This window comes from Methylophilus sp., from assembly GCF_035460085.1.
In the GTDB taxonomy this organism is placed as follows: Bacteria; Pseudomonadota; Gammaproteobacteria; order Burkholderiales; family Methylophilaceae; genus Methylophilus.
In genome coordinates this window covers 1-15,631 of the sequence record NZ_DATHWZ010000090.1, presented here as the reverse complement: position 1 = coordinate 15,631, position 15,631 = coordinate 1, and the positions used below count along the sequence as shown (strand labels likewise).

General features: G+C 48.8%; 15 protein-coding genes and 2 tRNA genes. 14 read left to right on the top strand and 3 right to left on the bottom strand.

The window, feature by feature from the left end:
- Positions 1-129: 129 nt before the first annotated feature.
- The 7 genes from recA (at position 130) to VK958_RS12710 (ending at position 7,127) form a co-directional block, all read left to right on the top strand.
- Entirely contained in the window at positions 130-1,158 is a 1,029-nt protein-coding gene (gene recA / locus VK958_RS12740; RefSeq protein ID WP_055826141.1) for a recombinase RecA, read from the top strand.
- A gap of 5 nt (positions 1,159-1,163) precedes the next feature.
- Positions 1,164-1,637 (top strand): recombination regulator RecX, encoded by a 474-nt coding sequence (recX, locus tag VK958_RS12735; RefSeq protein ID WP_325241923.1) that lies wholly within the window; start codon positions 1,164-1,166, stop codon positions 1,635-1,637.
- Positions 1,612-4,263 carry an alanine--tRNA ligase gene (gene alaS / locus VK958_RS12730; protein WP_325241921.1) on the top strand — a complete coding sequence of 884 codons (2,652 nt, stop codon included), beginning with the start codon at positions 1,612-1,614 and terminating at the stop codon, positions 4,261-4,263. Before recX ends, alaS begins: the two co-directional genes overlap by 26 nt.
- 25 nt (positions 4,264-4,288) lie before the next feature.
- Positions 4,289-5,518, top strand: coding sequence for an aspartate kinase (locus VK958_RS12725; RefSeq protein ID WP_325241919.1), 1,230 nt, complete (start codon positions 4,289-4,291; stop codon positions 5,516-5,518).
- 117 nt (positions 5,519-5,635) lie between these two features.
- Positions 5,636-5,729, top strand: a tRNA-Ser gene (locus tag VK958_RS12720).
- A 61-nt stretch (positions 5,730-5,790) separates the two neighbouring features.
- A tRNA-Arg gene (locus VK958_RS12715) sits at positions 5,791-5,867 on the top strand.
- A gap of 330 nt (positions 5,868-6,197) precedes the next feature.
- A complete protein-coding gene (locus VK958_RS12710; protein ID WP_325242075.1) occupies positions 6,198-7,127 on the top strand; it encodes a polyprenyl synthetase family protein in 930 nt (309 codons plus the stop codon).
- A gap of 80 nt (positions 7,128-7,207) precedes the next feature.
- On the opposite strand, the gene VK958_RS12705 is transcribed toward VK958_RS12710, so the two are convergent.
- Complete coding sequence (locus tag VK958_RS12705) at positions 7,208-7,606, bottom strand: hypothetical protein (RefSeq protein WP_325241917.1); 399 nt, start codon at positions 7,604-7,606, stop codon at positions 7,208-7,210.
- Positions 7,607-7,831: 225 nt separating this feature from the next.
- Here VK958_RS12705 and VK958_RS12700 point away from each other — a divergent pair, with 225 nt between their 5' ends.
- The 7 genes from VK958_RS12700 (at position 7,832) to VK958_RS12670 (ending at position 15,083) form a co-directional block, all read left to right on the top strand.
- On the top strand, positions 7,832-8,704 hold the full coding sequence (locus VK958_RS12700) for a prepilin peptidase (protein ID WP_325241915.1): 873 nt from the start codon (positions 7,832-7,834) through the stop codon (positions 8,702-8,704).
- Between the two features lie 29 nt (positions 8,705-8,733).
- A complete protein-coding gene (gene coaE / locus VK958_RS12695) occupies positions 8,734-9,336 on the top strand; it encodes a dephospho-CoA kinase (protein ID WP_325241913.1) in 603 nt (200 codons plus the stop codon).
- A 69-nt stretch (positions 9,337-9,405) separates the two neighbouring features.
- A complete protein-coding gene (gene zapD / locus VK958_RS12690; protein WP_325241910.1) occupies positions 9,406-10,179 on the top strand; it encodes a cell division protein ZapD in 774 nt (257 codons plus the stop codon).
- Positions 10,179-10,367, top strand: a complete 189-nt coding sequence (locus VK958_RS12685) for a DNA gyrase inhibitor YacG (RefSeq protein WP_325241908.1) — start codon at positions 10,179-10,181, stop codon at positions 10,365-10,367. Before zapD ends, VK958_RS12685 begins: the two co-directional genes overlap by 1 nt.
- Positions 10,368-10,667: 300 nt before the next feature.
- Positions 10,668-12,215 (top strand): cyclic di-GMP phosphodiesterase, encoded by a 1,548-nt coding sequence (locus VK958_RS12680; RefSeq protein WP_325241906.1) that lies wholly within the window; start codon positions 10,668-10,670, stop codon positions 12,213-12,215.
- A gap of 11 nt (positions 12,216-12,226) precedes the next feature.
- A complete protein-coding gene (locus VK958_RS12675) occupies positions 12,227-14,014 on the top strand; it encodes a putative bifunctional diguanylate cyclase/phosphodiesterase (protein WP_325241904.1) in 1,788 nt (595 codons plus the stop codon).
- Between the two features lie 139 nt (positions 14,015-14,153).
- Positions 14,154-15,083 (top strand): alpha/beta hydrolase, encoded by a 930-nt coding sequence (locus tag VK958_RS12670; RefSeq protein WP_325241902.1) that lies wholly within the window; start codon positions 14,154-14,156, stop codon positions 15,081-15,083.
- Positions 15,084-15,098: 15 nt separating this feature from the next.
- Here the strand turns inward: VK958_RS12670 and VK958_RS12665 are convergent, their stop codons facing one another.
- A complete protein-coding gene (locus VK958_RS12665) occupies positions 15,099-15,323 on the bottom strand; it encodes a VF530 family protein (protein WP_325241900.1) in 225 nt (74 codons plus the stop codon).
- Between the two features lie 38 nt (positions 15,324-15,361).
- A partial coding sequence (locus VK958_RS12660) for a hypothetical protein (protein WP_325241898.1) occupies positions 15,362-15,631 on the bottom strand: 270 nt, incomplete at its 5' end.

Here is a 15,631-nt window from a genome sequence, read left to right as displayed (position 1 = left end):
TTCACTACACTAATCGTTCGAATGCCATATCACTGATGGTCGATTTATGAAATAATTAGCAGTTATTTATCTGATTATATAGCGTTTAAATGAAAAACGCTTTTCCCTCACACACAAAAGGCAACAAGCATGGATGACAATAAAAGCAAAGCACTCGCCGCCGCACTTTCCCAGATTGAAAAACAATTTGGCAAAGGCTCCATTATGCGCATGGGCGATGCTGATATCGGTGAAGATTTACAAGTAGTATCAACCGGCTCGTTAGGCCTGGATATTGCCCTTGGCGTTGGTGGTTTACCGCGTGGACGTATTGTCGAAATTTACGGTCCTGAATCTTCAGGCAAAACCACCTTGACCTTGTCCGTGATTGCCGAAATGCAAAAGCTAGGCGGTGTTGCTGCATTTATCGATGCGGAACATGCGCTGGACCCACAGTATGCGGCCAAGCTGGGCGTGAATGTGCCTGATTTGTTGATCTCCCAACCTGATACCGGCGAGCAAGCCCTGGAAATCGCCGATATGCTGGTGCGTTCCGGTTCTGTGGATATCGTGGTGGTCGACTCTGTGGCAGCACTGACACCACGTGCCGAAATTGAGGGCGAAATGGGTGATAGCCACATGGGCCTGCAAGCACGCCTGATGTCACAGGCCTTGCGTAAACTGACGGGTAATATCAAACGTACCAACACACTGGTGATTTTCATTAACCAGATCCGTATGAAAATCGGCGTCATGTTCGGTAACCCTGAAACCACTACCGGCGGTAATGCATTGAAGTTTTACGCTTCTGTGCGCCTGGATATCCGCCGTACCGGTGCAATCAAGAAAGGTGACGAAGTCACTGGTTCCGAGACCCGGGTGAAAGTCATCAAAAACAAAGTGGCACCTCCGTTTAAGCAGGCTGAATTCGACATCATGTATGGCGAAGGTATCTCCCGTTTGGGTGAAGTGATCGAGTTGGGCTCTAACGCCAAACTGGTAGAGAAGTCAGGCGCCTGGTACAGCTATAAAGGCGAGAAAATCGGCCAGGGTAAAGAAAATGCCAAGGAATTCCTGCGCGAAAATCCAGCCATTGCTGCTGAAATCGAAGCGCAGATTCGTGCCAATTCCAACATCCTGGCAGATGGCATGACTGCTGCCAGGACTGAGGATGATTAAATAACTTGCGTCAGCAGCCTGAGAAGTCGCTGCGCCAGCGCGCGCTGGAGTATCTAAGTAAACGTGAATATTCTGCCGTTGAGTTGGCGCAAAAACTCAAAGCGTACGCCAGTGAAACTGATGATATTGCAGCATTGATTGCAGACTTCAAAACGCGTGGCTGGTTAAGTGATGCACGCTACACCGAGCAAATGGTGCATGCCCGCCAGGCGAAATTTGGCATAGCGCGGGTTGCCAATGAGTTAAGGGAAAAGGGCATTGACGATTCTCTGGTGGCCGAGGCAGTAGCTAAGTTACAGGTAAATGAAGTCGAACGCGCCGGAGAAATCTGGCGCAAAAAGTTTAAAGCGGCCCCGGCAACACGCGAAGAATGGGCGAAACAAGCCCGTTTTTTACAAAGTCGTGGTTTTACGTTTGATGTAATTAAGAATATTTTGAATAGACACGCAGAAGATGACAGTCCAGAAGACTACAGTTAGTTACGGAAGTAAACCTTCCAGCAAGCAAATCCGCCAGGCATTCCTGGATTTTTTTGCTTCTAAAGGCCATCAAGTGGTTGCTTCCAGCTCGCTGGTACCACATGGCGATCCTACCTTGCTATTCACCAATGCTGGCATGAACCAGTTCAAGGATGTGTTCCTGGGCTTTGACAAACGTCCATACACGCGTGCAGTCAGCTCTCAAAAATGTGTACGTGCCGGCGGCAAGCACAATGATCTGGAAAATGTAGGCTACACCGCCCGGCACCATACATTTTTCGAGATGCTGGGTAACTTCAGTTTTGGCGATTATTTTAAGCGTGATGCGATTACCTTTGCCTGGGAGTTGCTGACTGAAGTTTATGCATTGCCTAAAGAGCGCCTGATGGTGACTGTGTACTCAGAAGATGACGAGGCTTACGATATCTGGCACAAGGAAGTTGGCATACCTGCCGACAAAATTGTACGTATTGGTGACAACAAGGGTGCGCGTTATGCATCAGACAATTTCTGGATGATGGGCGATACCGGCCCTTGCGGCCCGTGTACCGAGATTTTCTACGATCATGGTGCACATATTCCTGGAGGCCCTCCAGGCAGTCCGGATGAAGACGGTGACCGTTTTATCGAAATCTGGAACAACGTTTTCATGCAGTTCAACCGCGATGAAGCGGGGATGATGCATCCTTTGCCTAAGCCATCAGTTGATACAGGGATGGGCCTGGAACGTATTTCTGCGGTGTTGCAAGGCGTGCATGCCAACTATGAAATTGATCTATTCCAGGCATTAATCAAAGCTGCTGGCCGCGAAACCAGCACCGTTGATTTAGATAGCCCCAGCCTGAAGGTGCTGGCTGATCATATCCGCGCCTGTTCCTTCCTGATTGCTGATGGCGTGATTGCGGGTAATGAAGGCCGTGGTTATGTGCTGCGGCGTATCATCCGCCGAGCGATTCGGCATGGTTACAAACTGGGCTGTCGCACAGCATTTTTCCACAAACTGGTGGCAGATCTGGTGCTTGAGATGGGTGAAGCCTATCCAGAGTTGGTCAGCAGCCAGGCACGTATTACTGATGTGCTCAAACAGGAAGAGGACCGGTTTTTCGAAACCATTGAGAATGGCATGCAGATTCTGGAAACCGAATTGGCGACCAAGCCTGCGATATTCAATGGCGATTTGGCATTTAAACTGCACGATACTTTCGGCTTCCCACTCGATTTAACGGCTGACATTTGTCGCGAACGTGGCGTGACCGTCGATACATCTGGTTTCGATGCTGCCATGGCGCGCCAGAAAGAGCAGGCGCGTGCTGCGGGTAAATTCAAGATGGCACTTAACCTGGAATACGAAGGCCAGGCCACGAGTTTTCATGGTTATGAAAAGCTGGAAACGCCAGCCCGAGTATTGGCGCTCTACAAAGATGGTAGCCTGGTTAAATCCCTGAGTGAAGGTGATCTCGGTATTGTCGTGCTTGATGACACACCTTTTTATGCCGAATCTGGCGGCCAGATCGGCGATAGTGGCGAACTAAAGTCTGCTGATGGCATTTTTGCAGTGGAAGACACCCAGAAAATCCAGGCGTCGGTGTTTGGTCACCATGGTGTACTGGCAACCGGTACTTTATCTGTGGGCGACGCGTTGACTGCCAAGGTCAACCTGCAAGCGCGCCACGCCACCATGCGCAATCACTCTGCTACCCATCTGATGCATAAAGCTTTACGTGAAGTGCTGGGTGATCACGTTCAGCAAAAAGGCAGCCTGGTAGATACTGAGAAAACCCGTTTTGACTTTGTGCATAATGCACCTGTGACAGATGCACAAATTGCCAAAGTGGAAGCGCTAGTCAATGCAGAGGTTTTGACCAATACCGACACGCTGGCGAAATTGATGGATATTGAATCGGCTCAGCAGACCGGCGCCATGATGCTGTTTGGCGAGAAGTATGGCGATGAAGTGCGCGTGCTGGATATTGGGTCTTCAAGAGAGTTATGCGGTGGTACGCACGTCAGCCGTACCGGTGATATCGGCTTGTTTAAAATCATCTCTGAAAGTGGTGTAGCTGCCGGCGTACGCCGGATTGAAGCGACTACCGGCGAAGGCGCACTCAAGCTGGTGCAAGCGCAACAGGCCATGATCAACAAACTGGCGGGTGAATTAAAAGCGCCGGCACACGAATTATCGAACAAAATCTCCCAGGTGCTAGATAACGTCAGGACTTTAGAAAAAGAATTAGCGCGCCTGAAATCGAAATTGGCGAGCGCGCAAGGTGATGACCTGATGAACCAGGTGCAGAATGTCGATGGCGTTAACGTACTGGCAGCGACTCTGGAAGGTGCTGATGCCAACGCCCTGCGTGAAACCATGGATAAACTGAAAGATAAGCTCAAATCGGCCGTAATTGTGCTGGCAAGTGTGTCTGCAGGCAAAGTCAGTCTGGCGGCAGGTGTAACCGCAGATTTGATTGGCAAGCTTAAAGCCGGCGAGTTGGTTAATCATGTTGCCGGCCAGGTAGGCGGTAAAGGCGGCGGTAAGCCGGATATGGCGATGGCAGGTGGTACAGACGCTAGCAAATTGCCGCAGGCACTGAGTAGTGTGCCTGAGTGGGTAAAACAAAAATTACATTAATTTATTTGATAATTAGAGCTTAATAATGGCATTAATAGTACAAAAATATGGTGGTACCTCAGTGGCAAATCCTGAGCGTATCCGCAATGTGGCCAGGCGCGTCGCCCGTTATAAAGCGATGGGCCACCAGGTCGTAGTCGTGGTGTCAGCCATGTCCGGCGAAACCAATCGCCTGATTGCGCTGGCCAAAGAAATCATGCCGGATCCTGATCCGCGTGAATTGGATGTGATGCTGTCTACCGGTGAGCAGGTCACGATAGGCATGACGGCACTGGCATTGACAGAGTTGGGCATTAAAGCCAAAAGCTATACCGGCACGCAGGTCAGAATCCTGACCGATGATGCGCACACCAAAGCACGCATTCTGGATATTGATCAGCACAACCTGAAAAAAGACCTGGACGATGGCTATGTCTGTGTGGTGGCTGGATTCCAGGGTGTGGACGCTAACGGCAATATCACCACGCTGGGTCGTGGAGGTTCTGACACCACCGGCGTCGCGTTGGCTGCTGCTTTAGGTGCCGATGAATGCCAGATATATACCGATGTGGATGGTGTGTACACCACCGATCCACGCGTGGTACCTGAAGCGCGCCGCCTGGAAAGAATTACCTTTGAAGAAATGTTGGAACTGGCATCACAGGGCTCCAAAGTATTGCAGATTCGCTCCGTTGAATTTGCCGGTAAATATAAAGTGAAACTGCGTGTGCTTTCCAGCTTTGAAGAAGAAGGCGATGGCACATTGATTACGTTTGAAGAAAATGAGGAAAACATGGAAAATCCAATCATCTCCGGCATTGCATTTAACCGCGATGAGGCGAAAGTGACGGTGGCTGGCGTCCCAGATAAACCTGGTATTGCTTATCAAATTCTGGGCCCGGTGGCAGATGCCAATATTGATGTGGACATGATTATTCAAAACGTAGGCGCGGATGGCACCACCGACTTTACGTTCACCGTACACAAGAACGAAATGAACAAGGCGCTAGGTATTTTGCGCGATAAAGTCCAGGGCCATATACAGGCACGTGAAATCTCTGGCGACGATAAAATTGCCAAAGTGTCAGTAGTTGGTGTGGGCATGCGTTCACACGTCGGCATCGCCAGCCAGATGTTCCGCACCCTGGCTGAAGAGGGCATCAATATCCAAATGATTTCTACCAGTGAGATTAAGATTGCCGTTGTGATTGAAGAGAAATATATGGAATTGGCAGTGCGTGTATTGCACAAAGCTTTCGCACTAGACGATGCATAATCTGACCAAAAACATTCTTTAATTTTGCGTTGATTTACGAAGGGTTTTCGCGTACTATGGCGCCCTTCGATGCAGTAGCAATACTGCATCGAGCAGTAATATATATAAGTTTAAAACGGTGAGCTGGCCGAGTGGTCGAAGGCACTTCCCTGCTAAGGAAGCATATGGGCTTAAACCTGTATCGAGGGTTCGAATCCCTCGCTCACCGCCAAAAAATTTAAAAAACTTGTGTTATAATGCTGCTCTTGTTGCAACGTAGTTGTAACACCTTGGCGCCCGTAGCTCAGTTGGATAGAGTATTTGGCTACGAACCAAAGGGTCGGGCGTTCGAATCGCTCCGGGCGCGCCAAAAATAAAAGCCTTGTTTCTAACGAAACAAGGCTTTTTTCTTTCTATTGCTGACTATTCTCAAGTCTTGATCGCCTCAGTAACATGCGTTTTCCAAAGTAATTGTTTGATGCTTACTGGCTCATCGAAACTCTCTTTCGAAAAACGACTTTTTGTTACCACCGGTGTCGATGTAAAGACTAATAAAAAACTGCCGGTATCAATGTATGCTCATGGCCCAATCATATTCCTGCATAGCGAGAGCCGCATCAGATATGATATGCTTTAGCTTTGTTTTTTTATTGGTATTTTAGTGTCTTTAAACGCCTGTTTGGCGCGGATTGCAGACGATATGCAGCAGGTGGATGTCGTTATTCGCCAGTCTTTGTCGTCTCAAGTTCCGCTCATTAATCAAATCTCAGAATACATCATTCATAGTGGAGGCAAACGCCTGCGTCCGGCATTGGTGTTGATGTCGGGAGATTTGGCTGGTGGAGTGACGCCGGCACATCACCAACTGGCAGTCATCATTGAGTTTATCCACACAGCGACCTTGCTGCATGACGATGTGGTAGATGCTTCTGATTTACGCCGTGGGAAAACCACTGCGAATCACGTGTATGGCAACCCGGCCAGTGTGCTGGTTGGTGATTTTTTATATTCCCGTTCTTTCCAGATGATGGTGAAGCTGCAGAATATGCGCGTGATGGAAATACTCGCAGACGCTACTAATATCATTTCTGAAGGTGAAGTCTTGCAGTTGCTCAATGTGCGTAATATAGGCGTCAGTGAGCAGGATTACCTGCAAGTCATCCATTTTAAAACAGCCAAATTGTTTGAGGCGGCCACCCGCCTTGGTGCCGTGCAATGCCAATCAAGTATGGAGCGCGAGGAAGCGCTGGCAATCTATGGCATGCATTTAGGCACGGCATTCCAGTTAATTGATGATGTGCTGGATCTGACGGGCGACAGTGAGAAAATTGGAAAAACACTAGGGAATGACCTGGCTGAAGGCAAAGTCACATTGCCTATGCTATATGCGATTAAACAAGCGCCAACAGCGCAAGCAGAACTGGTGAAACACGCTTTATTGGAAGGGCAGGTAACCCACCTGGAGCAAGTGCTGGAAATCCTGCATGCGGTAAAAGCATTTGATTATGTGCGTTCGGTTGCACAAAAAGAAGCGCAGCTCGCCTGTGAGGCGTTAGATATTTTTGAAACAAGTGCGGCCAAACAGGCAATGCTGGATTTAGCCAGGTTTTCAGTCAGTCGCCAGCAGTAGGGTAGACAGCATGCATTTTTCAACGCATGCTGCAATTAATGACTGAACAAGGCGCTGAGCAAAGTCAGTTCTGAAGAAAGTTAGTTAAGCGCGATTGGTTCCCCACTGGCATGGTAGTAACTGAGCCTGGCGCATTCATTGGTTGCATTGGTCAAGGCACCATCAAATAACGATTCGCCATTGACATCCACAACCGCATAGCCATTGTGATATAGCGTTACTTCTGCCTGCAATGGATTGTCTGCACGGCTGGCGATTGTGTGCAGCCCATGTTTATGCGAAGCGCGCATGGCGAAGCTGACACAATTTTCTTCTTCCTCTTCACTGTAGACTTCCCAGTGTGATTGTCCGGTCAGGTTTGCCAACCATCCTGGTAAGTCGACTTCAACACGGCAAATCACCGGTTCATCCCAGGCAGGATGTTCTACCTGGTCTAGTTCGACATCGGTTGGGGGCGTGAATTTGATTTGATCAGACATAGGCAACTTCCTTCACTATTAAGATTCAGATCCGTAAGATTCAGATGCGAAGTCACTCGGCTGGAGTGTCATTCTCATCTTACACATAAATGGTGACATTCAATCTGTTTTCAAGGCAATAATTTCCGCTTTCGAACAGGCTTTACCTTGCGTTAGCGGCTTTGGTCTTGCTTACTTGTATCAACGATGAGATGATGCAGCAACCTTAATAGTGTTATCGGTATCATGACAGAATTCCTTGAGCCTGTTTTAAGCTTGTTGAGAACCCAACCGCATTTTCTGCAATTCATCTGTCTTGTCTTCGGCTTGCTGGTAGGCAGCTTTCTTAATGTCGTCATACATCGTTTGCCTAAAATGATGGAGCATGAATGGCATGCCAACTGCCTGGATTTACAAGGTCAACCTTTACCAGATCAGCCTAAATATAACCTGGTAGTGCCGCGTTCCGCGTGTCCAAATTGTGGACACATGATAGGCGCGCTGGAAAATGTCCCTGTCCTCAGTTACCTGTTTTTGCGCGGACGATGCAAAGCCTGCAAAACCTCTATTTCAGTACGCTATCCATTGGTAGAAGCACTGACCGGGGCACTGTCGCTGGGCGTTGCTGTGCAATATGGTTATAGCCATCTGACGCTATTTGCCTTGATATTCGTGTTTGCGTTGATCGCATTGACCTTTATTGATTTTGATACCCAATTATTGCCGGACGACATCACACTGCCATTGTTATGGCTGGGATTGTTACTCAATTTAAATCATGGATTCACGGATATCACTTCTGCAGTAGCGGGTGCGATGGCGGGTTACCTTGTGCTATGGGCAGTCTACTGGCTGTTTAAGCTGGTGACTGGTAAAGAAGGCATGGGCTATGGTGATTTTAAATTACTTGCTGCCATTGGCGCCTGGTTTGGCTGGCAATTGCTGCCAGCAGTGATACTGCTCAGTTCTATTGTCGGCAGCGTGATTGGCATAGGGCTGATTTTATTTAAAGGTAAAACCCGCCAGACAGCCATTCCGTTCGGGCCATTTCTGGCACTAGGTGGCATTGCTGCCCTGTTTTATGGGCAAACATTGGCCGCTTTTTACCTGGTCCCTTAATTTCTTTTTAGCACCTAAGTAGATTATTAATGACTAAAGTAGTAGCCGTTACCGGCGGCATAGGCAGTGGCAAAAGCGAGGTTTGTAAAACCTTTATTGAGCTTGGTGTACCAGTGGTTGATCTTGATGAAATCGCCCGAGCAATGAGCGCACCGGGTAGTGTCGCCATGCAAGCAGTGCGCGAAGCATTTGGTGATGCGATGTTTGATACAAGTGGCCAGCTAGATCGCGCTAACTTGCGCGAACTGGTATTTTCAAATCCCGATGCGCTGGATCAGTTAAATCACATCATGCACCCTGCCATTCGTGAAGAAGCCGCGCAACAGATTGCGCACTCCTCCTCCCAGCCTTATGTGATCCTAGCCATTCCCTTATTGGTCGAAAGCCGTGATGACTGGACCATGATAAATCATGTGCTGGTGATCGATTGCAGTGAGGAGATACAATTTGCACGCGTCATGCAGCGTAGCGCTTTATCCGAAGACATGGCCAAGGCTATTATCGCCGCACAAAGCAGCCGCGAAGCGCGGTTGGCAATCGCAGATTCAGTGATTGAGAATAACCAAAGCCTGGAAGATTTACGTGAAAAAGTGCTTAACTTTCATCAAATTTTCTCAAAAACTTGCCACTGATTAAAAAGGGTTTCATAATCAGGCTTTTATTGCATACTTTTCAAGTATCAGCTGACAGAAAAGGCTGCCGTGTCGAGCTACGAGTTTCCATTTAATGAGCGCATCAGAACTTATCTCCGCCTGGAAGATTTGTTTGTAAAGATGCTGCATCACATTGAAGTAGGCCATGAGGTGAATCATCATGTGGCGCTGCTAACGCTGTTACAGATCCTGGATTTAATTGATCGTGGCGATTTAAAAGTAGATTTGCTACAAGAACTGGACAGGCATAAGGTCCAGCTCTCATTCTTGCAGAACAATCCCAATATCGATCAATATGCGTTAAGCGATACCCTGGCCAGCCTGGATCGTTGCGCTACGTCATTAAGATCAGATCACCAGAAACTAGGTCAATCGCTACGTGATAATGACTGGTTGATGAGTGTGAAACAGCGTGCCGGCATACCGGGTGGCGTATGCGAGTTTGACCTGCCTTCTTACCGGCATTGGCTGTACTTGAGTGTAGACCGCCGCAAAACCGACTTCTCGCAATGGCTGGCTCGGCTGATGCCTATGTATGAAGCCATACGCATGATCCTGCAATTATTACGTGGCAGTGGCCAGGTACTGTCTCTGGTGGCACATAAAGGCGCATACCAGCAGCAACTATCCGGGCATAAGCCTGCGCAACTCTTGCGGATCGAGATTGGCCATGATGAGTGTTTTCCTGAGGTGAGTGCCAATAAATACGCGATCAATATCCGTTTCCAGAAACTGGATTTTGTACAACGGCCTAAAGCCTGCGAGCAAGATATCCCCTTTAAGATGATTATCTGCAACTTTACCGGGCCGGGGCATAATTGATGCAAGCAGCGGCAAAACCACGTAAGGTAGCCTGCCCGGGCTGTGGCGAAATGACGGAGTATTCGCCAACAAATGCATACCGGCCGTTTTGTAGCGAACGCTGCAAGTTGATGGATTTAGGGGATTGGGCCACGGAGAAATTCAGGATTCCCGATACTACACCACCCGATCTCGATGAGACTGAATAACGTGCGGCACATTGTTAATATGAGACCATTGCTGTCGTAAAGTTACTGACCACCTTAACTCGTCTAATAACTGCATCTTTGGTTAATCTCCACCGCTTTAGCCTTATCCCACGCCTTGACATCGTGAGCCCAAGCTATCTTCATCGCAATCATGCAGCGATTATTTAATTCTCGCGCAAATAATTAACATACCTTTGCGCAGGTCGTGCTTCACTAATTGCCACTACCACCGTTAAAACAATATGCGGCTAAAGTATAAGTACGCCTATTGATAACACTAATAAAACAGGTGACAGAGCAATGACAATAAGTACGTTGCAACGAATGCGCACAGGAGAGCTTGCGGTGGGCATGTTCGTTGCTGAGCTGGATATCCCATGGCTGGAGAGTCCGTTCATCCTACAAGGATTCCTCATCGAAAATGACACGCAACTCAGCGAGTTGCGTACGCTATGCCGCGAAGTGGTGGTGGATAAACAGATGTCCACCGGCGAGTATTTTGCAGCGCCCGTGAGAGAAAAACTCTCCAACACTGCGCGTCGCACTTTAGTAGCTAACACTAATGTATTTTCATCGATAACGCCAAAAAATGGCAGCCCGTTGAATAATAGTTTTCTGAAAGTCATGCATGCTTTGCGCGACGGTCAGGCACCAGCCGCTGTCAATGTTGCACAGGTTGCTTCAAATGCAACTGAATCCGCATTCGCATCTGGGCAAACAATAACGTTGTCCAGACAAGCGTTTGAGAAAAAGCACTACCAGCACGCCACAGACTCATTCTGGAACCGTCTCTGTGGCTGGCTATATGGCTTTAAAGCGCAGCCCAGAAAACACAATGATAGCGACCTGGTCAAACTGCATCAAACCGCAGCGCAAGTCCACGCTGAAGAGGCAGCAACCATACCGGTAGAGTTGGAAATCGTGGAGGTCTATCCCCAATTTGCCAAAACCGAGGCCGATACCCGCGATGTCTTCGAGAAAATCGCATTGGGTAACAATGTTGATCTCGTGCATGTCAGCCAGTCGCTGGATAACATGTTGCAAAGCATTGAACGCAACCCGGATGCGCTGTTATGGCTGTCCCGCCTTCGGCAAACCGATGATTATGCTTACAACAAAGCCTTGTATGTCAGCATCAATATGATGGCATTCGGTCACTTTTTGTCTTTACCAAGAAAGCAGGTCAAAGATCTGGGCATGGCGGGCCTGCTCCAGGATTTAGGCAAAATCCAGATTCCTGCTCAGATATTGCAAAAACCAAGTCGTCTGGAAGAAAGCGAATTTGAATTGGTGATGCAGCACGTGGAAGCCAGTCTGCAAACCCTGCGCTCCAACACCGATATCAGCCATGATGTCATGCAGATTGTCGGAGAGCATCATGAGCGTTTTGATGGCAGCGGATACCCGAACGGCCTGAAAGGCGCCGATATTTCATTACTGGGGCAGATTGCCGGCATCATGGATACTTACTGTGCGATGACCAGTGACAAGCCTTATGCAAAGGGGATGTTTAGCCATCAGGTGCTTGAAACCCTGTATACGACCAAGAATGAAAAATTCAGCGAATCCTTAATCGACCAACTGATCCAGTTTTTTGGTATTTACCCGGTCAGTTCACTGGTGGAGCTTAACAGTGGCGAAGTCGCGGTGGTGATCCAGCAGAACCAGATCCGGCGCCTGCAACCTCGCGTCATGATATTGCTGGATACGCAAAAACAACGCATGACCTCGCCGGTAACGCTGGACCTGATCCACGGGCCGCTCACGCCTGCCGGTGAAGCCTACCGGATTGTGCGTGGATTACCACCTGATTCCTACGGGCTCAACCCGGCGCATTATTATGATTAACGGTGCCAGAAATGCAGCAGATTAATCCCGTGCATATTGAGGACGGCAGTTCTCACTTAAAACCCGCATTCAGGCGATATCAGCCGCTGTTGCCCGATGCATTGTTAACCCGTTTGATGCGATTCGGCTTAAACCCAAATGCGTTAACCCGTCAACCCATTAAGCTAAATCAAACGCCACGTTCGCAGATTCCCCAATTAGCAGAAGAAGCGCCTGAGGTACTCGTACAACAATATCAGCAGGCCTTGTCTACACTCTGCCAGCGACATGGCTGGGCGACGCTGGTTGAGGTAATCAACCATCTGGCTGCAAAGTGGGTAGATTTATACGCTGCAGGCGTGCCTCTGACGGCCATCGATGCGCTGTTAAGTGCAATAGTGATACCGCGATACTTTTCAAACACTAAAACGCTGGCATTCCAGCGCTGCCTTTCTCAATTGTTTCTGGAGTCGGCAGCCAGGTATGACCATACTGCCCTCGAGTTTGCCAGGCGACATCATCAGCATAGCCAGTTGCCTAACGGGCGATTGCTAAAAGAGCAGTTGCAGCAGATATTGGTATTTAGCCAGGCACAGGCGGGCTTGCTACTGATTAACTTCAAATTGACTTCCACCATGATGGATGGCCACCGTCACCGCATGCCTGAGGTGGCCGTTGAAATCATCAAACGCCTGCAACTCAGCCTGCCCAAAGACCATACCCTGTTCCACCTGGATGCCTATGAATTTGCCGTGCTTTCACCGCAACTGGACCATGCCGTCAAGCTGGATTTGCTTTCGGCTAAACTGCGCCAGCCGTTTGAGTTCACTGTACACGCCAACCACCAGCCTTTTTCAGTGAGCCCTGTGATTGGTGGTGTCTGTCGTGATGCCTTACATAAAAAGGCCGACGACATGCTGGCACAAGCCAGGCTTGCGCTTGAACACGCCGATAACACCTATCAAGCATTCGCAACTTATTCTGAGGCGTTAAGCAAACAAGCAGATGACAACGCACAATTGCGCCAGGACGTACTGGACGCCTTCGAGAATGACCGCATGGCTTTATATCTCCAGCCCATTATCGATAGCAATACAGGCACATGCATGGGCGCAGAGGCATTACTGAGATGCCGTAAAGGAAACGGTGAGTTTATCCCGCCGCCGGTGGTGATAGAGGTGTTGTACCAGCAAGGCTTGGGCCATATGTTTATCCGCTGGCTGATCAATACTTCCTGTCGTTTAGCGAGTGCTCTCAAACAGAAAAGTACCCAGCAGATGTTTCTTTCTATCAACCTGACCGCAGAAGACCTGATTAATCGCGAGCTACCTTACCTGCTGGCCCAGGCCTTGAAACTATGGAATGTAGAGGCCAGCATGTTCACGCTCGAGATCACCGAAAACGGATTATTGGTCGATGAAGAAGCGGCGGTCGAAATCATGCATGCGTTCACCGACATGGGTTGCCGCATGGCGCTGGATGACTTCGGCACTGGCTATTCCTCAATGTCACGGTTGCGTAACCTGCCGATAGACCTGGTTAAGATTGACCAGTCCTTTGTGCGTGGTGTCGCGCATTCCGCGCAGGATAGGGCTATCGTGCAAGGCATTATTACCATGGCGCATGGCCTAGGTAAGAAAGTGGTGGCAGAAGGGGTGGAAGATGCAGATTGCCTGGCGATTATCGAGGCATTGCAATGCGAGAAAATACAAGGTTATTACTATTCCAGACCTTTGCCATTTGAACAGTTCGTGGCATGGCTGGAAGGGCAAGCAGCCGTTTCGCAACACACGGTTACAGAACAACAGTTGAGCGCATAAGTGACACTGGTTGTGTCTCAGCGCTGTGGAAGCTGGGTTCGACCTGAAATGAATTTTTTCAGCAATGAAGGCTCATATATGTGATTATTTGCACGATAATCATTAGCCAGATGATGCCGATTCCCCATACTCATACTTTATGCCAAATTCTTCCGCGAAACCCTCTGCCAGTTTATACACTACCTTACTCGTATTCATGGGCTTGCTAACCAGCTCCTGTTCACCGGTCAATCTCCTCAATGCAGTGATTTCCGATAAAGGATATCGATTGAACAAGGGTGTGACCTATGGCGACCTACCGCGACAAAAATTAGATATCTATACTCCTGAAAGTCATCTGCTGGCAAGCAGCGAACAGGCAGATGCCCGCAGTGCTGCACCTGCCAATCCCACCAAAAGCAAACGTCTGCCTGTCATGGTGTTTTTTTACGGCGGCAGCTGGGATTCCGGCAATCGCGAGAGCTATAAATTCATAGGCGAAGCCATGACTTCACAGGGTTTCATCACCGTGATCGCCGACTATCGCGTCTATCCTGAAGTATGCTTCCCCGGCTTTATGGAAGATCCCGCCAGAGCGGCTAAATGGGTGAAGCAGCATGCAGCAGAGTTCGGTGGCGACCCGGATCGTATTTTCCTGGCAGGGCATTCCGCTGGTGCGCATATTGCCGCCATGCTGGTATTAGACCCTGAATTTCTCGCAAAACAGAACAGCAAACCACAAGACTTCGCCGGCATGATAGGACTGGCTGGCCCGTATGATTTTCTGCCGCTGAAAAGTAATCGATTGAAAACCATTTTTGGCCCGGAAGACCAACAGGCGAAATCGCAACCGATCAATTTTGTCACCGGCAACAATCCACCCATGTTGCTAATGGTAGGTACTAAAGACGGCACCGTCTGGCCCAGAAACACTTACAACCTGGCCGCCAAAATCAAGTCCGCAGGCGGGCCGGTAGAGGTCGCCGAGTTTGCTGGGTATGGCCATGTCGATATGGCTGCCAAATTGGCAAAACCCCTGCGCGACAAACGTATGTTAGATACGATTGCAGCCTTTATAAGAAAGCATTAAAGTTGTTGCCAAGTATTAGAAGGTAGACAGATATAGATTTTCCACCTGCTCCCTGGCCCAAGGTGTTTTGCGCAAAAACTTGAGGCTGGATTTCACTGATGGATCATTCTTGAAACAATTGATATTGATTTTATCCCCAAGTTTATGCCAGCCGTAGTGGTCAACAAGCCTCGTCACGATACTTTCAAGCGTGACACCATGTAAGGGATTATTTGGCTGAGCAGGTTTAGAGGTAGTCATCTTTTGGGGCAGTTTAATACTGATGTTTTGGTTTTTGATTAAGCCTTGCTATCTTGCTGCCAGTGAAACTTGTGCATTATTCGATGCACAATTGGCGTAAGTACCAAACCAACAGTGACTATAAAAACAAGCCCCGCATATAATGCATACAGGCCGGCAAAGACTTTTCCATCATCTGTTTTTGGCGCATCCACAGGCCCCATGCCACCCATCAGCATTGCCGAGTTTAAAAAGGCATCACGCCACGCGAGCTGCTCATAATGCATGTAGCCCGCCATCCCTATAGCCAGTGAAAGCAGCAACAAACC